Below are 23,322 nucleotides of genomic sequence, written 5' to 3' on the forward strand. Positions count from 1 at the left end.
GGCATCAATTATTCCAAATCTCTCTTTCTTTTCTGTCAAATTTCGGTTTCGAAACTTTTTTTCTAACACCTTTAGGTGCTTCAGAGTTCCGGGAAAATCCAGTCCAGAAAATGTTCCATCGCCTCATGCCATCCCGAACCGTCTCATTGGCCACCAAAACGGATCTTTTATAGCGGTAACTAGGATGCAAATTTCTTCCGGGCTTTTTCGGCTTGAGTTTGTAAGGTCCCATCCATCGGGATAGTTGGATTGACCGTGAAGACAGGTCTGGGCCATTGTAAAACCGGACATTAGACAAGAAGCTGGAAACATAGCGATTGGGAAAGATCGACTCCATCATTCTGCGCACCCTCAGGTTGAAAGACATGTAGCGACTATCTCTGGGTTTGACTTTCCATTTCACACCGAGGTAAGGTGAACTTGCATACCTTGGAATGGACGGGTTGTCTTTGCGTGTAAATGGTAACCCTTCGGAAAATCTCGGTGCGACTGGATAATCTTTTCTTGTAAATGGTTTGGGGCCACTAAACCGGGCGCGGGCCGGAATGTCCTTGCGAGTAAAAGGCTTGGGGCCGGAAAACTGTGCCAATCGCGGAAAATCTTTTATGGTAAAAGGTTTGCCTGCAGAGAAGCGAGCAGGTAAGGGGTTGTCTCTTCTCGTAAAAGGTTTTGGTCCCGAAAACTGCGCAAGAACAGGTCGGTCTTTGGCAGAAAAGGGAGAACCTAACGAAAAGCGGGGTTTCACCTTGTATCTTCCTTTGAATGGCGAACCTATAGATAGTCTCGGTGCCGTAGCCCGACGAGCATTACGAAACGGGCTGCCTGAAGCAGAGAGAGGTTTTACATTGGCAATTCTCCCACTAAACGGAATGCCTGAAGACGTGGGTGTGATCGTTTTGCCCTTGTTGGTCTTACCAAAAGACAGAAATGGGGCCGCCTTTTTTTGTTTTTTCTTGAAGAGCCGAAATTTCCTTGAAGTCCTGGAAGTTTTCAGCTTACGATCCGTATCCTCCAGTAGCTGGGCATGAAGTGCCCCTGAAAACACCATGAAAAAGGTGAATAGCAAGAGAGATATCGTAAAACGGAGTTTCAATGAGTGCTTTTGTCAAAGATTTACAATAAAAAGTACAAACTCAATAATTTTTTAGGTTACTGCATGTCTGATCAGTAGGCAAGGATTTCTTTTACCTTCTCCTTTAACCGATCTTTTGGCAAAAAATTGTTCTCCAAAGCAGCCGCGAAAGGAACGGGAGTGTCGAGACTGGCTACTCGCATCACCGGTGCGTCCAGCGACTGGAAGCAGTTTTCCATGATCCAGCTGGCGATTTCGCCTCCAATTCCCCCAGTCATACAGTCTTCATGCAGGACAATTGCTCGATTTGTTTTTTCCACCGATTGCTTTACGGTTTCCTGATCCCACGGCAACAGGGTCCGCAAATCGATGATCTCAATGCTTGCTTCTTGCTCCGCGGCATATTCCCTGGCCCAATGCACACCCATACCATACGTAACGATGGTCAGGTCTGTTCCCTCCTGTGCTATGGCCGCTTTACCAATCTCAATGTTGTAATAATCAGTAGGTACTTCGCTACTCAGTGAGCGGTAGAGGTATTTGTGCTCAAAGTACAAAACAGGATTGGAATCTGCGATGGCAGCGGTCAACAAGCCTTTGGCATCTCGAGGATTGGAAGGATAGACGATTTTCAACCCTGGTGTGTGGAAAAACCAGGCTTCATTGCTCTGCGAGTGGAACGGTCCGGCACCCACACCGGCACCGGTAGGCATGCGTACGACTACATCGGCATTTTGATTCCACCGATAGTGGACCTTTGCCAGGTTGTTCACAATTTGATTGAAGCCACAGGTCACAAAATCTGCAAATTGCATTTCAACCACCGCCTTCATGCCAGCAATACTTAACCCAAGGCCTGCACCAACGATGGCCGATTCGCACAGCGGCGTATTTCTCACTCGCTCCTTTCCGAATTTTTCCACGAAACCTTCGGTCACTTTGAATACCCCTCCATAATCCGCGATATCCTGACCCATCACCACCAAATCGGGGTGTTTTTCCATGCTTTGGAACAGACCTTCGGATATCGCGTCAACAAAACGTTTTTCTTCCGTCTTCTCGGAAGGGGCTACCGGAACGATTTCACTATTGTGATACACATCTCCCAATTCCGTTGGAATATCTCCAGCGATTGCCTCTTCAGCAAAGGCTTCCTTTACGGACTTATTGATGACTTTTCTGATTTTTTCCTTTTCTGCTTCCAATTGCTTTTCATCGATCCCTTCCTTGATCAGAAAAGCTTCATAATTTTCTATAGGGTCTTTCTTAGCCCAATGTTCCATTAATTCCTTGGGGACATATTTGGTCCCGGAAGCTTCTTCGTGGCCCCGCATACGGAAGGTACGCGCTTCAAAAATGATCGGTCGGGGGTTTTCCCTCACACTCTGGACCAACGGCTCAAGTTCATTGAGCACTTCCAGGATATTGTTGCCATCCACACTGTACGCTTCAATACCGTACGCAGGCCCTTTTACGGTGAAGGAATCAAAATTGAATTGCTCCCGGCTTGGGGTAGATAATCCATAGCCATTGTTTTCGATCACAAAAATGACCGGAAGGTTCCAGACTGAAGCCACATTGATCGATTCGTGGAAGTCGCCTTCACTGGAGCCACCATCTCCGGTAAAAACCAGCGTAGCCCGGCTTTCTTTTCGAAGCAGAGAAGATAAAGCGATCCCATCAGCGATCCCCATTTGCGGACCCAGATGGGAAATCATGCCTACAATGTTGTAGTCCTGTGTTCCAAAGTGAAAAGATCGATCTCGCCCTTTGGTAAAGCCATTGATCTTGCCCTGAAACTGGGAAAACAATCGGGTAAAAGGAACGCCGCGACTCGTGAAAACACCCAGGTTTCGGTGCATGGGTAAAATGTATTCTTCATTTTCCAGCACCAGAGCGGATCCTACAGATATGGCCTCTTGTCCTATTCCCGAAAACCATTTGCTGATTTTGCCCTGACGAAGCAAGATCAGCATTTTTTCTTCAATCAGGCGAGGGGTGACCAGCGACTTATAAATCTCCAGTAACTGGTCATCATTTCTTTCTTTTCTGTCGAAATTCATATCTGCGGGGTGAAAAAATATCGCCGCAAATCTAGTGTTTTCAGGTAGTCCTTTAAGGAAGTAGTCGGTTTTTTAGATGGTGGGGTTATTTCAGGCGCAAAAGAGATTCCGGTCTTTTTTCATCTTCTTTTGAATTTACGATGAAAAAACCCGGAATGACGCCCTCAATTTTATCATATCCCTTCTTGATCCACAAGGTAGATCATTGCCGTCATCGCTGCTGCTCCCAGAACCAGTTCCCTTTGATTGACATTCTCAAAAACATCCGCTGCGGTGTGGTGATATTTGAAGTAGCGCTGCGAATCAGGTAGCAAACCGATCAGAAAAGTACCCTGTGGTGCCAAGGGTCCTATATCTGCTCCTCCTCCAGGTTGATCGAAAGAGTGCAACTCGTATTGCGTGAAATATTTTTCACCCCAGGATTGAAGCTGCGCTTTTTGAGCATCGGTTCCCGTAGAAGTAAACCCTCTGGGCACAAAGCCTCCGCGATCTGACTCCATGGCCGCAATGTGTTTTTCGCCATGTTCCTCCACGTAATTCGCATAACCTCTGCCTCCTGCTCCTCCGTTCTCTTCGTTCATCCACATGACGGCTCTGAGGGTTCTTTTTGGCTGAATGCCTAATGCCTTGTAGGTTCTCAACACTTCAATTCCTTGTACACATCCAGCTCCATCATCGTGTGCACCTTCGCCTACATCCCAGGAATCCAGGTGGCCACCCACCGCGATAAATTCATCCGGAAACTCAGAGCCGGTCAATTGTCCTACTACATTATAAGAGAGTTTTTCACCCTGCATGCCACAATTCGTTTCCAAATAGATCTTGAGGTCATCTTGTCCTTGTAGCAATCCGCTCAACATATCCGCTTCATTTGTACTGATCGCTGCAGCAGGAATTTGGGCAATGTTTGGCTTGTATCGCAATGTTCCTGTGTGCGGGATATCATCCTGGAAGTTGGTGGCTGATCTTACGATCACGGCCTTAGCTCCATATTTAGCCGCTTCAGAAGCGCCCCAAACACGCTGGATCACAGTACCTCCATACGCACGAAAAGAATTGACCAAATTCAGGTCCGCTTTCAGGTTGAAGAAAACAATCTTTCCCTCCAGGGCTTTTCCCAGGTCTTCAACTTGCTGCATGTTTGTGACTTCCACCACTTCTGCCACCACACCTTCCGAGCCCGTGCCTACTGAGTTGCCAAGGGCAATAGGGTTCAGCGCATAAGTACCTAGTTTATTTGAATTGATGATGCGGGCAACTTCCTTCTTACCACGGACCCAATGCGGGACCATTACCGGTTGCAGGAATACTGTATCAAAACCATAACCTTTCATCAGTTGGCGGGTGTATTCTACTGCGGCGGCGGCTCTCGGTGATCCACTCAGGCGGTTTCCGATTTCTTTGGTCAGGTACCTCAGGTTTTCGTAAGCGTGACTGTTGTTCAACTGCTCCTGATAAATTTTTTGAATGGCCTCCGAATGGTCTTGCGCCATAACAGCAGTGCACAGGACTGTGCACAACATGATCAATGTGTTTTTCATAATTAACTAGGTTATTTGACTGCTGCTTCGAGCGTCTTAATGCTTCCTTTGCTGGTATCTAATTTAGCACGAACACCCACCGGAAGTGTAGCATTGTGCTCCTCATGTCCAAAAGGCAGTCCGGCCAGCACCGGCACACCCAGGTCTTCAAACTGATCTTTGAATACTTCCATCAATGAGATGGACTGCTCATAACCCCGATCGCCCGGCTTGGCATCGCAATTGGTGAAATACCCTAAAGCGATCCCTTTTACACCTTTCAAAGCGCCACTTTGCACCAATTGGGTCAACATGCGATCGACGCGATACGTGGATTCGCCAATTTCTTCGATGAATAAAATATGGCCTTCATAAGTCATCTGATACGGCGTGCCTACCAGACTCGCCAGTAGCGACAAATTGCCTCCAACCAACTGGCCTTCTGCTTCTCCTGGCACAATCACTTGTGGTTCATCCGCCTGGATTTTTATCTTTTTACCCTTCATGACCAGGTCTTCCATGTAGTCCCGGGTAAAATCATTGTAGTCTGAAGCACCAACGGGTCCATGAAACGTGACCAGTCCCGTCTTGGCATAGATAAACTGATGAAGCGCCGTAATATCCGAATAGCCCACAAGAGGCTTCGCATTCCGTTTGATCAGGTCTGCTTGGAGATTGGGTAGTAATCGGGCACTGCCATAACCTCCTCGTGCACAAATGATCGCATCTACTTCGCCATTTTCAAACATTTCATGAAGATCAGTGAGCCGCTGCGCGTCAGTGCCTGAAAGAAAACCGCGTGTAACTCGTAAATTATCAGAGTATTTGACTTTAAACCCCAGTGTTTCAATGTTTGCTAAGGTCTTTTCAAAGGCTGATCGGGTCAGAGAACTAGCCGGAGTAACCAATCCTACCGTACCTCCTTTTTTCAGTGCAGGAGGCTTGATCAATTGGTTTTCCTGAGGAAAGGCCATTACGGCACTTCCTATACCTAGTAATGACGTACTGGCTATGAATTTTCTTCTGTTCATGGATTGAGGGAAAAATTAACCCATAAATAAGCGATGCACAAAAACCGTAAGTAATTGTTCTATTCCACCGTAAGCTTGAGCAATAACTTCGATTGCTTGATCACTTTTGGATCCAGCAACATTTTGCGGTATTCACCATTGGCATACATTGCTGCCTGATCATCATAATAAGGACTAAAAGGATTACCTGATTGTCCGGTAGGCAAGATGGACCAACTGTTGTTGATCGGATCTGCCATATCCACAATTCGACGGGTGGAAGGGCCGAAAGATACCTGATGGATCAATGCATCGGAGTAGGTAAAACCAAGGTTATTGATCACCTCATTGGTCCCTGGAACCATAAATGGACCAACGTCCAGGAACTTCGCTAGTGCTGCACTCGCGGATGACATGGCATGCTTGTGTGTCAACATATGGTGATTTTCCCACCGCCATGCTTCAGGGTCTTCGCCATAAACAGGCGTAAACCGGTCCCACGAAAGATCATACGCTCTTTTGATGATGTCATCTCTGGTTTCTCGTTTATCCGTCCTGACATCATCCCACCAAACCGAATTTCGGTTTTGGATCAACGGCTCAAAGGTTCTTTTAAATAGGTGCGTTCCTCGGAAGTTATCCCACAACGTCGAATCCATTTCGTCAATCATGGCCTGGCGTAGGGTTTCATACACCCATAGTTGAAAGAACGGCGCCTGCTTGCTTTCCCGCTCGAAACTTCCAGTCCATTCACCCAGGATGAAATGTACATGTTCATCCGCATGGCCATTGACGGCATTCAGCAAGGTAGACTTCACCTTGGGCATCATCACCGCATGATGGTCCAGCATCATTTGTTTGACCTCCTCTACACTCCATAACTCTTCACTCTCGAGTATACCAACAATGCTCTCTCCTCGATCATCCGGTAAATAATAACCGGAGTAATACACACCATCGACAGGTTCCGGGTGGTTATTGGCACTGTAGGTGTATCCTCTTTTAGCATTCAGGTCGATGGGGTTTTGGCTAAAAGGTCGAACGCTATCAGGGTCGTGAAGGCCAGAGCTGCCATCACGGTAGGTTTTGGAATCTTGTTCATTTTCCCGGTAGATCAAACGACCTGAAGACCAGCGTGCATATTCTCCTTTGCTGGAACCAAACATCACGTTCAATCCAGGTCCATGGATTTTGGAAGCACCTGAAGCCGCTTCTGTCGCATTTTTGGCCGCGTTGATTTCGTAACTTGCCTCCATGCTAAAGTTTTCTTCTGCCGTGTAAACCCAGAACATGGAAACCGTTTGATCTTCTTCTTCCATCACATCTGATAAAACCGGACCATGTTTCGTCTTTCGCTTGGTGAACTTGACTGGGTCTCCGTCTTTCACCCTGATGGTCTCCGAAGCATATGCAAAAGGCTCCCATTCACCTTTGTACATGTATTGTGAATCATCATCAGGATTGATTTTTTCAAGATAGAAATCAATGTCGTCGTTCTCGAACATGGTTAGGCCTGTTGCGATTTGCGTGTTGTGCATGATCGGAGGGATCGGATCACCAGCAATAAAATATCCGTACACTTCGCCTTCCGGGTGACTCAGATGTGCTTCGTACCAGACCGATGGTTGAGCAAATCCAATGTGCGGGTCATTAGCGAGGATGGTATTTCCTGAAGCAGACAATTTTGGCCCGATAACCCAACTGTTACTGCCAATAAAAAGTGGCACATTCAGTTCATTCAACACTTTATTGGTATGTGCGCTCAATGCGGAAGATTGCCCACCATTGGTAACCGACATACGATATTCATTGGGCCGGCTGAAAACTGGGATATCTTCTATATAAGTGCTATCCAATCGGGTGTAGAGCTCTGTAAGCAAAGGATCTAATTTTTGTGCATTCGCGAAGCTGAAAGACATGTAGGTCAATACTTCGTAAATATTCTCCACCGTATACGGCTCCATGTCCATACCAAGTAGGGTATGTTCTACGGTTTTGGGACCTGTGTTCATAAAATGGTTGACTCCAGCTACATAAGCTTCGGCGATTGCCAACATTTTTCCTCCACGGAGCCTCAGATCTTCTGCGGAGGTCCGTGCATACTCGTGTGTCCCGATGGTTCTGAAATATTGATCGGTTTCTACCAGGCTTTCTCCAAATATTTCAGCAAGACGACCTCCTCCTACGCGGCGCAACAGGTCCATTTGCCACAGGCGATCCTGGGCGTGGACATAACCCAACGCACGATACGCGTCGATTTCTGTTTCAGCGTAAATGTGGGGAATGCCGTGATCTGTATAATATACTTCCACAGGAGCAGAGAGCCCACCAATGGCCAATTCACCGCGATAATCAGGGGACATAACTGCCCGGACGGAAGTGACAATCGCCGAAATGACGATGGCAATGACGATGATCGTAAACAGTATTACCCTGATGATTTTCATGAAAGTACGTTTTATTCTTTTTTAGTGAGCGGGGTTTTTCTTCCAATAACGGATCAATCCTGCTACACTCATCCAGGAAGGGTTAGCGGCCTCATATTGTTTCACACCCTGTTCGTCTACACCTTTTTCTCGCAATTGATTGGCCGTATATTCTGAAAATGCGGGTGTCATCTCCTCAGGAGATTGCAATGCCTCCCATCGGATTTTGACCCAGTTGGCCCAGTCTTTAAGCATGAAGCGCAATTCATCCATATGTGCTGCTATGTCGGTGATTTCTCCAAAATGTGTCAGATAAATGGATTTGGCACCACTTTTTTCTACGATCTTGATGGAGTTCAGCCAGTCCTCCAGGTTGATATCCGGTGGTGGGCAGGGAGGGACCACAGGTCCGTTACCGATTTTCACCCCTGCGATATCTCCGCAGAAAACCGTGTCTTCAAATTGCCATGCGATATGATGTTTGGCATGCCCAGGCGTATATAAAGATTTGAACGTTTGGTTGCCAATGGTAATTTCTTCCTCGTCTTCAGGAGTAATGATCTTTTCGGGATCGATTGACTTCATGTCTCCCCAAAGCTCATCCATTTTATCCTGATAGATGCGGCGGGCGGATTCCATGAGTATAGATGGATCTGAGAGGTGCTTTTTACCAAATGGATGCACATAGATCTTCGCCCCCTGATCGGCAAAAGCCCATGCAGCTCCAGCATGATCCAAATGGATATGCGTCAATAAGACATGCTTAATGTCCTTGGCCGTGTAGCCGTGTGAGTTTAAGGCACGTTTTAATGTTTCGTAGGTGGAATGTGGTCCTGTTTCAATTAAAACAGGTCCTTCTGATGACTCGATGAGATAGGCACCAATGGCCTCTTCTAAGCCCAGAAATTTAAGGTCGATGAGTTGGGGCATGGATCGCGAAATTCAATGGCCCAAGATAAGAATTTATACCCTAACCAATAGGCTTTTAAAGTTGTCCCAGCAAAATTTCATTGGTGTAAACCTTACGTTTCAACGCGGTTTCAGCCATTGCACATCACTTCAATTCGGCGTGTCGGAAGCAATCGACAGTATGATCATTGACCATCCCCATGGATTGCATGTAAGCATACATGATGGTTGAGCCCACAAATTTGAAACCTCGCTTTTTTAAATCTTTGCTCAGCTGGTCTGACTCGGGAGTAGTCGCCGGAACTTCTGCGGCTGTTTTCCAATTGTTCTGGATCACTTTGTGGTTCACAAATGACCAAACATATTCATCGAATGAGCCAAATTCCTTCTGTACTTCGATGAAACATCGTGCATTGGTCACTGCTGAGTTGATTTTCAGTTTGTTTCGAATGATCTCCGGATTTTGCACTAACATCTCAATTTCAGCATGAGAGAATGCAGCCACAGCTTGCACTTCAAAGTCCGCAAACGCTTTGCGATAGCCTTCGCGTTTTTTCAATATGGTACTCCAGCTTAATCCGGCTTGTGCTCCTTCCAGAATCAAAAATTCGAAATGGATCTTATCATCGTGAACTGGCACTCCCCACTCGTTATCATGATAATCAATGTATGCCTGAAAGCTATCTTCGGCCCACTTACACCGCTTCTTTTCTATGATTTCATTCATTTCTTTTAATCAATATCACATGAAAGGCAATATGCACAAAACACGACGTTTTTATGTGAACCAAGAAAACCTATTTTTGTACCCTTTCGACAAGGCATGCGACACTTCTTTTTCCTGACCTTATTCTGCATTGGATTTACCGGGTTCTGCCAGCCCATGGATCTTTCAACGCAATTGAACGCATTGGAATTTTCCGACGATAAAATCCCATCCAATTTATTATCGAGCCGGACAGGGATTATCCTCAGAACTTCAGATGAGCTGGATCGCAAGTCCTGGAAAAAGCATGGCAAAACTTTTCATGGTGCATTCTTACAGATGGGCATAGATCCGGTGATCTATCTGTTTGAACAAGACCTGTTTGCCAATAAAAAGGTCAATGAAGCTTATCTGAAGCTGATTGATAACCGGGATGTAGAGAACATAATCATTTTAAGCAAATCCGCTGGCAAGTTTGAAATGATCATTGCTTCCGGGTTCAACAGCCAAAATGTATTCAAAAGAAAAGCAGCCTGGCGAGCAGCCGACATTGACACGACACCCTTGCTCTACAAACTTGGGATCGTCGTAAAAAGGTCTGATATACCCGCTACTAACTTTTTGGTGCTTTCGGATCCTGATTATGTCGAAGACATAAGCTTTTTCAAAGGTTCGCACCTCGCAACCTATCCTGGTGTTTTGAGGCGACAAAAGCTAGGCGTTGCCCTCATGGATTCTATTCGGATCGACAACAAACTGCCTGATGACGAAAAACAAGAGCTGCTTGCTTATAATCGAAAAGTCAAACAGTTCAATGTGTCTTTGGAAAAAGCCTTTGCCCAATATCCTTACCAATGGGAAATGTTTTCTTTCAAAGACAATGATTACGCACTGGCAAGTGGCATCCAGTATGTTTTCCAATTAGTACAAACCTCTGGTTCTGGGGCAAAAGACTTGCTAAATTATCCTGATCATACCAAGGAAACACAGATCATTTCGGTAACCCCAGGTCTCATTCCAGGGGATGTGAGACTGAAACGATTGCCTGTAGAAACAGTGGTTTATAAAGGTTACATCTATCAAGCCCGTACCGATGATGTGTACGTAGGGAAAGAGTGGGATGCAGATACGGATTGGCAGGATGCGGTCCGAAACTTCATTTTTACCCTGAAGCGACAGTTTGAAGAAAAATGAGGCGGCTCAATTACTTTCAGAACCGTCCCAAACTGACGAAGATCGATGCAATTACGTATTTGGAACGACTGGAAGTAAACCGACAGGAACCGGGAGAAGCTTACTTGAAACAGCTTCACAAAGCTCACCTGCACCAGGTCCCACATGAAAACCTTGAAATTCAATTTGGACGGACGCGAAAGTGGGACATCAATGGCTTATTTGATCAGATCATTGCCAAACCCAACCGCGGCGGTCTGGGTCTTGAACTTAATTTTCTATTCTATCATTTGCTGGATCAACTAGGTTACCAGTGTTACCCTGTAGCAGCCGGATCGAAGAAACATGAGCTCGGTTACGGTCAATATTATGAACACATGGTATTGATTGTCGCTATCGAAGAGTCGCAATGGTTGGTGGATGTGGGATCCAGAAACGGACCTTTGCTTCCGAAGAAAATGAAGGAAAACCAACTTCAGGTAGATTACAACCGATACATGCGCATACATAAGGATGCCGATGAAAACTGGTTGCTGCAGGTCTCCAGTGACATGTCCAACTTTTCAACGATCTATGGTTTTGCTGAGAAGGAAACGCAATACATAGAATTCATTGACAAGCATCATTTTTATCAGGTAGACCCGGATTCTTTTTATGTCGATTCGAAATTTGTTCAGAAGTGGACCAAAGAAGGCCAGATGACGCTAACTGGTCGAACCATCGCCAATACTTCCGCCAATGAAACCGGCAGGCCGATCATGAATGAAGACGAATTTTTGTCCAAACTGGAAGAGTATTACGACATTCGTCTCGCCGATTTACTTCAATAGGAGATTTTCAAGATGTTTGGAGACTTCTTTATAAAAGGAAGTGACAGCTTCTGGCTGATTTGCTACATCCCAAACTTCCTCTGCAGTGAATACTGCCCCGATCCAGTCATCCGTATGCCACTTTCCAAACTTCAGGGGAGAAAGTTCCTCTTCCTCAGCATGCGGCCATGAATTTACGTAGAAATACGGTTGATCATAATAGTCATCCCCAGGGCTCATCCCAAGGCCGAGATATGAAGAAGTTTCCGGATTCCCGGAATCTTTAAGCATGACAGAAATGGCCTGATCAAAATGATGTGGCCAAACGGTTGTTTCTCCAGCCCCGGCGAATGTTCCTTTTAGCTTTTCCAAAATCACCCTGGAATTGGCGTAGTAATGAGCAAAAGCATCGCATAAGGCCATGTTTGATAAATCAAATGCATGTTTCTTTTGCGTCGCATAAGTTGGCAACTCATATGGCAGATTGAGATGAAAATTTTCCACCGGCAGGCCTAGTTTACCAATGTGTTCTTCAAACCAGACCATCAATTGATTGAAGGTATTGTCATGGATCTCGAAAGAGTCGATCACCTTGATTTGTTCGTCGATCAGAAAAATACGTCCCTCTGAAAAACTAATGGAAGCTCTGAATTTGCCTTTGGGCGTATCAATCCATTTTCCTGCCAGTCTTTTTGGGTTTGGGATCCACTGTAAAACGGCATTTTCATCTTCTTTGGAGGCTGATAAGAAGTGTCTGCCCACCGCCGCTACACTTTGTACGGCTTGATGCAGCTGTTCCCGAACTGTCGCGAGTTCAGACAGGTCGAGTGGATAAAGGTGGCTCCAGGACATATATGGTTAGGTAATGCGAGAAGGCTCGCGTGTTGGTCGTACTTAAAGAACTTCATTTTTTGTGGCGATTGCAAATCCTTGTCTCAACTTTTCACATTTTGAAACAACTTTGACGTGTGAAAGTCCTTTTCATCACCAAGCAAAAATCTGTGGCCGGATCTTCCTATTCGGTCAGTTACCTGGCCAAAGGGCTGGCGGAAAAAGGACATGACGTTTGGCTAGGAGCAAGGAAAGAGGCCTTCTTGCTAAAGCTGGTGGAATCGGATAAGCAACTGAAAACGGTACACTTTGCCTTCAAAGGGTACGCAGACTGGAAAACTTCCAGGGAAATTGCCGCCTTCGTCAAGGAGCATAAAATCGATATCGTCAATGCTCAATCCGGACAGGATCGGTTCATGATGGTCCTTGCGCGGTTTTTATTTGGACTCAGCGCCAAGGTCGTTTTTACTCGCCGACAAAGGCCGAGGGATGAACCTTGGATCAAAAGATTCCTCCACACAAAAACTGCAAGTATCGTGGTAATCAGTGACGGATTGAAAATCCTTTTCAAAAAGAAAGGATATCGAGAAGATCAGCTCAAAGTAATCTACAATGGCCTACCTAAAGCACTGAATAAAGCAGTAGATCCAGCAACAGTTCATGTATTGCGACAGCAATACCGAATTCCTGAGGGAAACAAGGTGGTCGGATGTATCAGCCGATTGAAAGAACAACATCAGATCATACGAGCTTGTCCATTTTTAGCACCAAATATCACGTTGCTTTTTGTGGGTATTGAACAAGCGCAAGTTCAGGAAGTAATCGACGATGTGGCTCCACAACAGCATTTGGTATTTACTTCAGTACTCGATCACCAACAGGTACTGAACCACTACCCATTGATGGATGTGAACATACTTGCTTCAAAAATGGACGGTTTTGGCCTGACCCTGGTTGAGGCCATGGCATTGGGTGTTCCGGTCATTGGATCCGATTTTGGTGGGATTCGCAGCGTGATCGGCGACAATGAAAATGGCCTGTTGTTTGAAAATGGTGACATTCATGGGTTGGCTGACCAGATCAACGCACTCCTTTATGACCAGTTGCTACGAGAAAATCTGATCAAAAAAGGAAGAGAAGCCTACCTGACCAGATTCAACATCGAACAAACGATTACTGCATATGAGGCTTATTTTCAGGAGCTTTTAAAGTGATTTCAATTTAAGGTTTACTTCAAAAACCGTTTTTATCGTCATTATGAACCTGATTGTAAATATGTTCCTATCCCGGCTTTCCTGCAGGGATCTTCGGTAATAAATGCCCTGGACCAGGCGCGGCCGGCTAGGCGTCGCCGAATAAATCCGGGGAAAGAATCTGCAATTAATCTAAGTGTTCAGGAAATAAAAAAGACCAAATACTAACAGCATCTGGTCTCATTAAAAGCTCAATTAGGTTTATTAAGCCTCGTATTTCTTTACTGCCTTCTTCAAAGAGGCAATGTTTGCTGTGATGGACGGATCACTATATACTCTTGATGCCAGTGTAGAAATCACCTTTCGCTTGAATCCAAGCTTTTCAGCAAGGTCTTCACAATATTTGATTTCACTTAGATATACCTGGCTGTCGATTTTCATTAACTGCACAATATTGTATAGGTAATCAAATTTCTCATCTGGAGTCATCGTACTCACCGGAGGAAGGGGCACAGGGTTATCGATCAGGTTATCTACTTCTTCCTTGCTCATGCCGTTGGCCTTACCCAACATGTAGATTTGGGTCTTCTCTTCTCCATCAAAATCTCCGTCTATATTGGCTAATGCAATCAGTGCACTTAGCTGGGATTGGATGCTCATAGCTTAGTAGTTATAAATAAATTCGGTTGCTGGGAATAAAGATAGCCGGATTATCGTCACAACCAAAATTTAGTCCCTAAGGAATTTCTGAGCCAGCATTTTTAGGTTGTGTCTGTCCGCTGTGATGGATGGATCGCCGTAAATTCTTGAAGAAAGCTTTTTCACTACTTTTTTATCAAAGCCCAGGTTTTCAGCCATTTGTTCACAAAACCGAATCTCACTGAGGAAAACTTCATTGTCAATTTTCATGAGCTGAATGATGTCGTACAGGTATTCGAATTTGTCGTCAAAGGACAAAGCATTGAAGGCAATGTTCAGGGAGTTTTTTTGCGAAAGTTCCTCTGTAATGAGTGTTTGGATCTCCTCTTCGGCCAGCCGATGTGCTTTTCCAATGCTAAGGATCAGGCCTTTTTCAATATCTGAAAACTTTTGGTCGCTCAAAGCGAGCCGAACGAGCATACGAAGGTGTTGAGTGAAATTCGATTCCATACAAGGCGATTTGAATAGTTGATGCGTGAAGTAATAAACACGCAAAACCGCCAATAAAGTTTGTCGTGTCTAATGCAAATAGCTTCCTGCGTTTACATCGAATGTAGAACCGGTCGCATGATCCGCCATGCCACTTGCGATAAAAGTGATCAGTGGTGCCAGGTCTTTGGGTTCGGTCAGTCGCTCCAATGCAATGTCACCCTTGGCATGCTCCTCGCCGTATTGCTGCATGAATTCCTTGGCCATATCGGTTCGTACAAACCCTGGCGCAATGTTGAACGCTTTGATCCCTTGCTTACCAAATGACTTGGCAATGGACCTTGTCAATGAAACCATACCAGCCTTCGATGCTCCATAAGCGATGTAGTCTCCGGTTTCGCCACGGAAAGCGGCTCTTGATGAAATGTTGATGATTCTGCCTGCAGCCCTTCTTTTGATAAAGTGTTCGACGGCTTTCTTACAAAGCATTGCCGGAGAATTTAAATTGACCTGCATGGTTTCGTCCCATGCTTTTTGCCAGTCGTCATCACTGCCTGTGATGGGTGCGGATTTGGCTATTCCCGCATTGTTGACTAAAATCTCAACGCTGCCCATCTCCAGGGTTACACGTTCAAATAGTTTCAAAGCCTCATCTTCTTTAGAAAGGTCAGCTTGAAAGGCCTTGGATTCGTTGCCCAGAATATGAGCCAGGTTCTCTGCTTCCCGAACATTTTTGTTGTAATGCACGGCAATAGTTGCTCCGGCTTCCGCCAATTTAGTAGATATGGCTTTTCCAATTCCACGGCTGGCCCCAGTCACAAGGATATTGAGGCCCGAAAGATTGATGTACATGCTCTCAGATTCTTTAGGTGCGAAAAATTAATCAAAGCACACCTAAAATGAGCCCTGATCCATCCATGTAAAGTATTTCTTTTTGATCTGGGGAACATATTTCTAATTTTCAGCGTATTTCAATAGACTTCACAAATGATTAACTTTGATAAATGTTGGAGGATTTTCCTTTTAATTCGTCGCTCAAACTGAGCACCATCATTGGTTACTGGGAATTACAGCGCTATAGCGATAATCCCATCCTGGCCAATACAGCGAAAAAGCTGATTGAGGAGATCGATCAATATCCGTTTCTCCGGGAGAAGATCAGCGACTCGTCATTGATTACGGAACATCAGCATTTGATCGATGTGATCATTTCAGCAGTGGTTCCCCCGGCGGTTAGCAACGATCAGATTGTTGCCGTATTCCGCCCGTTTTCGCTGGACTATTTTTATTCCACGGCACCTTTTCGCTCCTTGATAGAAAAAGCGGGCTCGTTGATGAATATGGTCAGCGACAAAAGTCCCGAGGAGATTGCCCAGACCAAGAACATGGCCGCTTATGGGGCCATACTTAATCAGTTTTATGGGGTGAAGCTCCCTCCTGTGGAATACATGACCATGACCCTAAAAGAGGATAATGGTCTTCAAAAGCATTTTCATGTTGGGTTCGACTCAAGGTTTTGTGAAATTTCACTGGTAGGAGACAAGCCTGAGTTATCCCTGGAAGAAATAGATGAGCTGATCCAGAGCCATGATCTGGAATTGTGGTTCGAAAAGCTACCACCTAAACATTTTGAATTTACCGGGTTTGCGATCTACTCACTGACAGAGATCACGCAAGAAGAGACCGTCAAAAACCTGAAGCAAATGATCCTGGAGGCTACTGCTGAGGATTCCAACTTTTTTGATGTGGTAGAAGGCCAGTTCCGATCTTTGGTAGAAGTTCCGGACTTGCGCTTAGGGATAAGCAGCTTCCATACCTTCAAAAACAATTACCAGGCTTGTGGTGAAGGCGGAACCTGGAGCTTACTGGTAGACAAAGACGATAATTTCCTGAACGCTTTTCATGAGATCAGTGATGAAATTCAGCGAACCGGAAAACCAGTGATCGTTCCTGAAATTTCATGCAGCCTGATGTTCAGCAAAGATCCCGTACCGGATTACCGTAGTGTGATCGTAGCACCTTTGTATTCAGACGGTGAATTCATTGGGCATTTTGAAATGGTGAGTAACAATGAGTCCCTGCGTGCGATTGATTTTGCCAAGGTTGAGGACATCCTGCCCATTTTTGCAAATGCGATGGCCCGCAAAATGAAAGAGGTGGAAAACCGGATCAGCGGGATCATCAAAGAACACTATACGTCTATCCACCCTTCTGTAGAATGGAAATTCACAGAAGCTGCCTATAAAATCCTTGATCAGGAAAGCCAGGGGATACAGGAAGCACACGAGGAGATCATATTCAAAGACGTGCATCCGCTTTTTGGTTCTTCTGATATCCGTAATTCTTCCGTTCAAAGGAATAAGGCGATCGTTGCAGATTTGACACAACAGTTGAAATTGGCGAAAGAGGTATTGACTGAAGGTAAAAAGAGAAGGGACTTCCCAATCATAGGAGAAGCCGTTTACAGGATTGCCAAGCAAATCTCCCGACTGAAAAAAGGATTGATCTCTGAAGACGAAAACCTGATCGTTAATTTCTTGAGAAAGGATATTGAGCCATTGATCAGGGATTTGGAAGAAGACATGCCGGATTTCGTTGCCATCAGCAACAAGGGTTATTGGGACAGGTTAGATCCTGAAGTAGGGATCATTTACGATAAGCGTAAAAACTTTGAAGAAAGCCTGACCAGGATCAATGAAACTGTAGCTGCCTTACTGGAAGAAGAGCAAGGTCGAGCTCAGGAAATCTTCCCACATTACTTTGAACGATATAAAACCGATGGGGTCGAATACAACATTTATGTAGGGGACTCCATTTCCAGAGATAAGAAGTTCAGCAGGCTGTACCTGAAGAACCTGCGCTTGTGGCAATTATTGGTCACGATTGAGATCTCTAAGAAAACCAGAGAACTCAAAGAAGACCTCAGCATGCCTTTGGATGTTGGTCACTTGATTTTGGTGCATAGCCAGCCGCTTTCGGTGAAGTTCCGCATGGATGAAAAGCAATTCGACGTGGATGGGGCTTATAACATTCGATATGAGATCATCAAAAAGCGGATTGATAAGGTACGGATCAAAGACTCTTCCGAACGGTTGACGCAAGCGGAAACCATCTCCATTGTTTATAACCGGGAGGAAGATGCCCGCGAATACTTGACTTACCTGGAGTATTTGGCGCACAAAGGACTTATTTCTCCACAGTTCGAGCAATTTGTTTTGGAAGAGCTACAAGGAGTCAGTGGTCTCAAGGCGTTCAGGGTAAGACCTGAGAAATCTGCAGAAGGTATTGTGCGGGAACTGGAGCGCTTGAGCGTCGCCAACAGACCAGAGAAACGAGCCGCTTCTTGAGAGGAATCATTTCAATTCCTACTGGTTAATTGGTTATTGGGTTACAGGGTTGTATTGCACACCAATTCGATATTTGAATAGTTCTGGTGAACTAAAATGAGGCTTCAACTGGCTAAATCAATTTGTTTAGTCTACATGTCGCTCACGAGAGTGATGTAATCACCAAAGTATAAAGCAGGAAAACTTAGTAACTCAATAACCGATCAACTTAGTATCATTGTATTTCTCCATTTAGTTGGTAGAAACTACGCTGATCTTACTGTCGGTCCTTCTTCAAATACTCCATCATATCTCTACGGAGCGTAGAATTCTCTGACATGATGCGATTGACAAGGTGCATGATCTTTTTCGAAATGTCTCTTCGTTGTTCTCTCGCTTCACTGTCTTCGATATCGCGGAGCAACACATAGATTTCAGAATCTCCATAAGTTGCGGCAGGGTCTTCCGCCACATCCGACATCAATGGCATATCTTCTGCAAACAAATGGAAGTTCTCAGGCGTCATTTTGAGTGTCAGCATGTTCATCAGATTGACCTTATGGCTTCTGGCAATCTCGATGAGCACTTTCAACTTGGGCTCTGTGCCTTTCTCATAAGAATCCACATTACCACGATTCAGACCATACTGTGCTGCAAATTTGGTTTGCGTCAAATTGTTGCGAAGACGTAAGAACTTAAGGTTTTCCGCTAAAATGCTCAATTCAAATAGGCTTAATACACAAAAAGCGGAAACCGTTTGCAAAATGCAATTTTATTTTGCAGCTTTGTTCCGCACTTTCTTTTGATAGCGAAAATATATCCAAAATTCCCTTTTTGATGGTCTTTTGCGCGCTATGAATTGGCCTTTATGACATTTTGAGGGTTTTTCTTCTAGAAAAAAGATAAAACCGGTGGTCCTCAACGCCTTGCGGGCATCAAACCATGTATCCTCCGGAATGGATGTCTCATCAATTATCTGCCCTCCAAAAACAAAAAAAAACTCCCTGAATGCCTTCAGGGAGCAGATCAACTTAACCATCCTGTAGTGCGGTCACTCGTACCTGAGCGATTCCACAGGATTTCTCTTTGCCGCTACCAATACCCTTCCCGAAGAAGTTGTCAGAGAAATGATAGATAGCACGATGAATGGCAGGACCAACGAGAAGATCGTGACTGCCTGATAGTAATGGAATATGGTGGATAACAACAAATCAATCAACAAGAAGGCCATTCCTGTTCCGATGACTGCTGATACCGAGATGATGATAATAAAGGGTCTGTTCAGTAAATGGATGATGGTGCTCACTTTGGCGCCAAGGACTTTTCTGATGCCAATTTCTTTGATGCGTTTGATCACATTTAATGATACCAGTGTGAATAATCCGATAGAAGAAAGGATCAAAGCAAGTGTGCCCAGGAAGGTAAATAAGATAGCAATGTTGTTATTTACCAGATTGGATTCTTTGATGAATTCATCCTGATAGTCGCCATTGAACGGTTTATTAGGTACCATTTCATACCATGCAGCTTCCAGCGCTTCATAAGCCTCCTTGGAGTTTTCTGGTTTCATTCGTGCGACCACAAAGTTCATTCTATCGTCCAGCGCCGGTCTAAAGGCCATTGGTGAGACCGGGTCCCAGAAACCGTAGGCATAAAAATCTTTCAAAACACCGACTACCGTCAATCGCGTAGAGTCATCAATTTGAACCCGTTTACCTATGGGCTCTTGCCAGCCAAAATCTTTAACCAACTGTTCGTTTACAACAATGGAGCTTTGACGATCATAGTCTTTCAGATCTTTCTCGAAATAACGACCTTCCACCAAAGTCAGGTCCATGAGATCGAGATAATCCAAACCAAGGTCCATCATACTGGTCTCCATTTCCTTCTCTCCCTGACGCAAGGTTCTTGCATAATTCCAACGCCCAATATGTTCTTCGGTCCCCGCAACCATCTCCAGCGAGCTAATCTGGTTCGCTCGATCAAAGTAGGTTTGAAATTCTTCAGAATCTAACTGAACGGCAATGATCCCGTCTTTTTGAAAACCAACATCCAGGGTTTTTTGATACTCGGCATTGCCAATAAAGGCAAGACTAGAGATCAATGCCAAAAAGGTGAATGAATACTGAGCACCTAGCAAAATTTTAGAGAAAGTACTGGTTCCTTTCACCTTAAGACTTCCTCGTAAAATGGAAACGGGCTCATAGCTCGAAACATATAGTGACGGATAAGCACCAGCTGTAATTGCCGTAAATAACAGCAAACCCGTAAGAAATACGGAAACCTCAGGGTTTTCGGTTAGCGATAGCTTCAACTCAAGGAAGTCCCACATAGAGCTATAAGCAGGAACAAGGAAGACCGAGATCAAAAGGGCGAGTAACATGGAAATAATACACAAGGCAATATTCTCTCCCATGAATTGGAAAATAAGCTGATTTCGGTTTCCACCCATGACTTTCCTTACTCCTATTTCTTTGAGTCTTTTACTGGATATCGCTAGAGAAGTATTTGTAAAGTTGAAACAGGCGATCAGAAGCATCATGATTGACATGATCAAAGGCGAAATAACCGCAGGAACCGGTGGTGGCTCACTCAGCCAGTTGGCACGTATGTCCTGTGCGTTTTTGCCTAATGTGGTTAATTGTTCCAGATAGTATCCAGCTACTTTCCAATCATCTCGTGCGCTATTTTGAATTTCCACATATCGCTCATCCAGTATTGCTGGAATATGACCTGGAAATTCCTCAGTTGTCGTTTTGATAAATGTGCCTGCTACAAAGGATCTCCACCGGTCGTTGGACCAGTCGTTGAGGTCCAGATAGTTGTCAAATAAAGTGACCGCATGAAAATTGATGCTGGAGTTTGAAGGGATTTTTTCAAGCACTCCACCCACTACATAGCTTTTAGGTGTTCCATCCGACTCGATAACTTTGATCAATTCGCCCGTCGGGTCAACATCACCAAAATAGACCTGAGCCGTATTTTCAGATAATATCAGATTTCCTCGGTTCAGAAATGCACTTTTATCGCCATACTTAAACGGAAAGGTGAACATCTCAAACAGATCTTCATCCGCAAAACCTATTCGTTTATTCAGGATTTTTTCTCCTTGCTGCATCACCATTCCGGAACTCGAGTAGCGAACAACCTGAGATACGCCAGCAAGATCATTTTTTATTTCATGACCCAAGGGCAATGGTGAAATTCCATAAGGAATGTTACGCCCCTGGACCGTCTTGTTGATCTGTATTTTGTAGATACTGGCGTGATTTTCGTGGTTTTTATCAAAGTCCGCGGCATACTTGAAATTCAAATATCCAACGATACAACAGGCAAGTGACAAGCCCAGTCCAACGATGTTAATGATGACATAAGCACGGTTGCGGAGCATGTTCCGCACGGTAGTCTTTAGGAAGTTAGTAAACATGGTGAGTTAATTTGACCTATTACAATAGATGCAAATAGTTATAAAAGGTTGCATGAAGCCGTGATAAATCATGGGAATTTGTGGATGAATGGAGGTTGCAAGCCGAAATTGTGTATTTTCGCTTTAGTCTATTGTATGAAAGACGCACCGTAATTGTGCTTGCCGTATGGGAATACTAATACCTTTACTCTTGATTACCTTTTGCTGCCTGGTAATCTGGAGAGCAGGGGATGGCTTTATGACAGCCTCCGAATATGTAGGTAGGAACTTGTCCGAAGGGGTAAGAGGAGCCACTATCAACGCTATCGCCAGTTCCATGCCTGAGGTTTTCACCTCTCTTTTCTTCCTTTTCATTCTTCAGGACGCCAGTGGCTTTTCTGGCGGAATCGGAACTACTGCCGGTAGCGCGATTTTCAATAGCATGGTCATTCCCGCTGTTTCTATCCTGGCGGTGATCTCTATGGGCCTCACCAATAAAATCACCGTTTCGCAAAAAGCCATGAGACGTGATGGGATCGCCCTGATCCTGGCCGAACTAATTTTTCTGGTATTGATCAGTGGCAATAAACTGGACTGGTACCATGGCGTGCTTTTAATGCTGGTCTACGTGGCTTACATTGTTTTCATGTTCGCTACCATGACCAAGAAAACGGCCGAAGAAAAAGAGGAAATTGAAGCCGCTCATGCAGCTGATGGTGACGAAGAAGACGAAGAGCGTCCTGGTAAATTAAAAGCATTTTTCCAATTTAATCTGGAAGCCCTATTCCTTGGAAATTCACCCATCAATGGCTCCCGTGCCTGGTCACTGCTCATATTTTCGACTGTAGCGATCGCACTGGTATGCTATTTTCTGGTAATTGCTTGTGAGTGGATTGGTGCTGAAACTTATGAAGTTCCAGTTTTAGGAGAGTTTAGCGGACTGAACATTCCCGTCATGTTTGTTGCATTAATCCTGGCTGCAGCGGCATCTAGTTTCCCGGATACAATCATTTCGATGAAAGATGCCAAGCGTGGGCAATATGACGATGCGATTTCCAATGCATTGGGGAGTAACATTTTTGATATCTGTTTCGCTCTTGGGTTGCCACTTTTCATTTTCACCCTGATCAAAGGGCCCATTCACATGCCACCAGAAGTAGTGGACCTTAGCCTGGAATTGCGATTCCTGCTTTGGATACTGACCGTTGTGGCTGTCCTGATTTTCACTTCAGGTAAATACATGGGCAAAAACAAAGCGATCGTCTTGTTGAGTATTTATGTGCTTTTCGTGGTTTACATTGTGGGCAGAGGTTCTGGTCAGGAGTGGGCACAGAATATTGCTGATGGCCTGCTTAGCCTCGTTCATTTTCTGAACCCTAATTATTAATCCATTAGAATAACTAGTCGGTCATCCTCAATGACCGGATATGTCTTCAGTGCTGTACATCGTTGCTCTGCCTCTTCACCTGTTGTCAGTTTGAATCGATAGGTGTGCAACGGACAGACGATCTCTAAAAATGGGTTGAAGTTGCCATTGGTCAAAGAGTAACGCATATGCGGACAGGCGTCATCTATCGCGAAGAACTTTCCGCGATAATGTGCCAGACATAAGGTCTTAGGCCCGATTTTCACTTTACGTTTTTCTCCCTCCGGAATTACCTTCCTGGCAGTATCAATTGAATCGAATACGACAATTTCTTCCACTTCAAATCGCTAGTTAACGTGTAATTTAGGCACTTTAAAAAAGGAA

Annotated in this window: 19 protein-coding genes; 5 read left to right on the top strand and 14 right to left on the bottom strand. The window is 44.8% G+C overall.

Annotation, left to right across the window (positions count from 1 at the left end; genetic code table 11):
* Positions 1 to 4: 4 nt before the first annotated feature.
* The 7 genes from R8G66_31450 to R8G66_31480 all read right to left on the bottom strand — a co-directional run bounded on the left by R8G66_31450 (position 5) and on the right by R8G66_31480 (position 9,727).
* Positions 5 to 1,093 (bottom strand): hypothetical protein, encoded by a 1,089-nt coding sequence (locus R8G66_31450; GenBank protein ID MDW3196935.1) that lies wholly within the window; start codon positions 1,091 to 1,093, stop codon positions 5 to 7.
* A 71-nt stretch (positions 1,094 to 1,164) separates the two neighbouring features.
* Positions 1,165 to 3,135, bottom strand: coding sequence for a dehydrogenase E1 component subunit alpha/beta (locus R8G66_31455; GenBank protein ID MDW3196936.1), 1,971 nt, complete (start codon positions 3,133 to 3,135; stop codon positions 1,165 to 1,167).
* A gap of 173 nt (positions 3,136 to 3,308) precedes the next feature.
* Positions 3,309 to 4,676: a M20/M25/M40 family metallo-hydrolase gene (locus R8G66_31460; protein MDW3196937.1), complete on the bottom strand. Its 1,368-nt coding sequence runs from the start codon at positions 4,674 to 4,676 to the stop codon at positions 3,309 to 3,311.
* An 11-nt stretch (positions 4,677 to 4,687) separates the two neighbouring features.
* Entirely contained in the window at positions 4,688 to 5,686 is a 999-nt protein-coding gene (locus tag R8G66_31465; protein ID MDW3196938.1) for an LD-carboxypeptidase, read from the bottom strand.
* A gap of 59 nt (positions 5,687 to 5,745) precedes the next feature.
* Positions 5,746 to 8,112, bottom strand: coding sequence for a penicillin acylase family protein (locus tag R8G66_31470; GenBank protein MDW3196939.1), 2,367 nt, complete (start codon positions 8,110 to 8,112; stop codon positions 5,746 to 5,748).
* Between the two features lie 21 nt (positions 8,113 to 8,133).
* Entirely contained in the window at positions 8,134 to 9,021 is an 888-nt protein-coding gene (locus tag R8G66_31475; protein ID MDW3196940.1) for an MBL fold metallo-hydrolase, read from the bottom strand.
* A gap of 124 nt (positions 9,022 to 9,145) precedes the next feature.
* Complete coding sequence (locus R8G66_31480) at positions 9,146 to 9,727, bottom strand: DNA-3-methyladenine glycosylase I (GenBank protein ID MDW3196941.1); 582 nt, start codon at positions 9,725 to 9,727, stop codon at positions 9,146 to 9,148.
* Between the two features lie 96 nt (positions 9,728 to 9,823).
* On the opposite strand from R8G66_31480, the gene R8G66_31485 reads away from it, so the two are divergent.
* Positions 9,824 to 10,900 carry a hypothetical protein gene (locus tag R8G66_31485; GenBank protein ID MDW3196942.1) on the top strand — a complete coding sequence of 359 codons (1,077 nt, stop codon included), beginning with the start codon at positions 9,824 to 9,826 and terminating at the stop codon, positions 10,898 to 10,900.
* On the top strand, positions 10,897 to 11,709 hold the full coding sequence (locus R8G66_31490; protein ID MDW3196943.1) for an arylamine N-acetyltransferase: 813 nt from the start codon (positions 10,897 to 10,899) through the stop codon (positions 11,707 to 11,709). Before R8G66_31485 ends, R8G66_31490 begins: the two co-directional genes overlap by 4 nt.
* Here R8G66_31490 and R8G66_31495 read toward each other — a convergent pair.
* On the bottom strand, positions 11,698 to 12,540 hold the full coding sequence (locus R8G66_31495) for a hypothetical protein (GenBank protein MDW3196944.1): 843 nt from the start codon (positions 12,538 to 12,540) through the stop codon (positions 11,698 to 11,700). The two genes, R8G66_31490 and R8G66_31495, sit on opposite strands and share 12 nt — an antisense overlap.
* A 116-nt stretch (positions 12,541 to 12,656) precedes the next feature.
* Between R8G66_31495 and R8G66_31500 the strand changes: the two genes are divergently transcribed.
* Entirely contained in the window at positions 12,657 to 13,733 is a 1,077-nt protein-coding gene (locus R8G66_31500; GenBank protein ID MDW3196945.1) for a glycosyltransferase family 4 protein, read from the top strand.
* 243 nt (positions 13,734 to 13,976) lie between these two features.
* On the opposite strand, the gene R8G66_31505 is transcribed toward R8G66_31500, so the two are convergent.
* From R8G66_31505 to R8G66_31515, 3 genes are all read right to left on the bottom strand, one after another.
* The gene (locus R8G66_31505) at positions 13,977 to 14,372 is read right to left on the bottom strand and encodes a TerB family tellurite resistance protein (GenBank protein ID MDW3196946.1); all 396 of its coding nucleotides are present in this window, start codon (positions 14,370 to 14,372) and stop codon (positions 13,977 to 13,979) included.
* Between the two features lie 69 nt (positions 14,373 to 14,441).
* Entirely contained in the window at positions 14,442 to 14,861 is a 420-nt protein-coding gene (locus tag R8G66_31510; GenBank protein ID MDW3196947.1) for a TerB family tellurite resistance protein, read from the bottom strand.
* Positions 14,862 to 14,930: 69 nt separating this feature from the next.
* Positions 14,931 to 15,692, bottom strand: coding sequence for an SDR family oxidoreductase (locus tag R8G66_31515; protein MDW3196948.1), 762 nt, complete (start codon positions 15,690 to 15,692; stop codon positions 14,931 to 14,933).
* A gap of 152 nt (positions 15,693 to 15,844) precedes the next feature.
* Between R8G66_31515 and R8G66_31520 the strand changes: the two genes are divergently transcribed.
* Positions 15,845 to 18,187, top strand: a complete 2,343-nt coding sequence (locus R8G66_31520; GenBank protein MDW3196949.1) for a hypothetical protein — start codon at positions 15,845 to 15,847, stop codon at positions 18,185 to 18,187.
* Between the two features lie 256 nt (positions 18,188 to 18,443).
* Here R8G66_31520 and R8G66_31525 read toward each other — a convergent pair whose 3' ends face one another.
* Together R8G66_31525 and R8G66_31530 are read right to left on the bottom strand one after the other, a co-directional pair.
* Positions 18,444 to 18,887, bottom strand: a complete 444-nt coding sequence (locus R8G66_31525) for a helix-turn-helix transcriptional regulator (GenBank protein MDW3196950.1) — start codon at positions 18,885 to 18,887, stop codon at positions 18,444 to 18,446.
* Positions 18,888 to 19,217: 330 nt separating this feature from the next.
* The gene (locus R8G66_31530; protein MDW3196951.1) at positions 19,218 to 21,593 is read right to left on the bottom strand and encodes an FtsX-like permease family protein; all 2,376 of its coding nucleotides are present in this window, start codon (positions 21,591 to 21,593) and stop codon (positions 19,218 to 19,220) included.
* Between the two features lie 166 nt (positions 21,594 to 21,759).
* Here R8G66_31530 and R8G66_31535 point away from each other — a divergent pair, with 166 nt between their 5' ends.
* Positions 21,760 to 22,959, top strand: coding sequence for a hypothetical protein (locus tag R8G66_31535; GenBank protein ID MDW3196952.1), 1,200 nt, complete (start codon positions 21,760 to 21,762; stop codon positions 22,957 to 22,959).
* Here the strand turns inward: R8G66_31535 and R8G66_31540 are convergent.
* Positions 22,956 to 23,276, bottom strand: coding sequence for a Rieske 2Fe-2S domain-containing protein (locus tag R8G66_31540; protein ID MDW3196953.1), 321 nt, complete (start codon positions 23,274 to 23,276; stop codon positions 22,956 to 22,958). The two genes, R8G66_31535 and R8G66_31540, sit on opposite strands and share 4 nt — an antisense overlap.
* Between the last annotated feature and the right edge of the window lie 46 nt (positions 23,277 to 23,322).

Source organism: Cytophagales bacterium, assembly GCA_033344775.1.
In the GTDB taxonomy this organism is placed as follows: domain Bacteria; phylum Bacteroidota; class Bacteroidia; order Cytophagales; family Cyclobacteriaceae; genus JAWPMT01.

Coding starts and splice junctions, on each gene's coding strand:
- R8G66_31490 (MDW3196943.1), top strand. CDS start 10,897: ATGAGGCGGCTCAATTACTTTCAGAACCGTCCCAAACTGACGAAGATC.
- R8G66_31470 (MDW3196939.1), bottom strand. CDS start 8,112: ATGAAAATCATCAGGGTAATACTGTTTACGATCATCGTCATTGCCATC.
- R8G66_31455 (MDW3196936.1), bottom strand. CDS start 3,135: ATGAATTTCGACAGAAAAGAAAGAAATGATGACCAGTTACTGGAGATT.
- R8G66_31515 (MDW3196948.1), bottom strand. CDS start 15,692: ATGTACATCAATCTTTCGGGCCTCAATATCCTTGTGACTGGGGCCAGC.
- R8G66_31505 (MDW3196946.1), bottom strand. CDS start 14,372: ATGAGCATCCAATCCCAGCTAAGTGCACTGATTGCATTAGCCAATATA.
- R8G66_31535 (MDW3196952.1), top strand. CDS start 21,760: ATGGGAATACTAATACCTTTACTCTTGATTACCTTTTGCTGCCTGGTA.
- R8G66_31475 (MDW3196940.1), bottom strand. CDS start 9,021: ATGCCCCAACTCATCGACCTTAAATTTCTGGGCTTAGAAGAGGCCATT.
- R8G66_31495 (MDW3196944.1), bottom strand. CDS start 12,540: ATGTCCTGGAGCCACCTTTATCCACTCGACCTGTCTGAACTCGCGACA.
- R8G66_31530 (MDW3196951.1), bottom strand. CDS start 21,593: ATGTTTACTAACTTCCTAAAGACTACCGTGCGGAACATGCTCCGCAAC.
- R8G66_31510 (MDW3196947.1), bottom strand. CDS start 14,861: ATGGAATCGAATTTCACTCAACACCTTCGTATGCTCGTTCGGCTCGCT.
- R8G66_31460 (MDW3196937.1), bottom strand. CDS start 4,676: ATGAAAAACACATTGATCATGTTGTGCACAGTCCTGTGCACTGCTGTT.
- R8G66_31480 (MDW3196941.1), bottom strand. CDS start 9,727: ATGAATGAAATCATAGAAAAGAAGCGGTGTAAGTGGGCCGAAGATAGC.
- R8G66_31485 (MDW3196942.1), top strand. CDS start 9,824: ATGCGACACTTCTTTTTCCTGACCTTATTCTGCATTGGATTTACCGGG.
- R8G66_31520 (MDW3196949.1), top strand. CDS start 15,845: ATGTTGGAGGATTTTCCTTTTAATTCGTCGCTCAAACTGAGCACCATC.
- R8G66_31465 (MDW3196938.1), bottom strand. CDS start 5,686: ATGAACAGAAGAAAATTCATAGCCAGTACGTCATTACTAGGTATAGGA.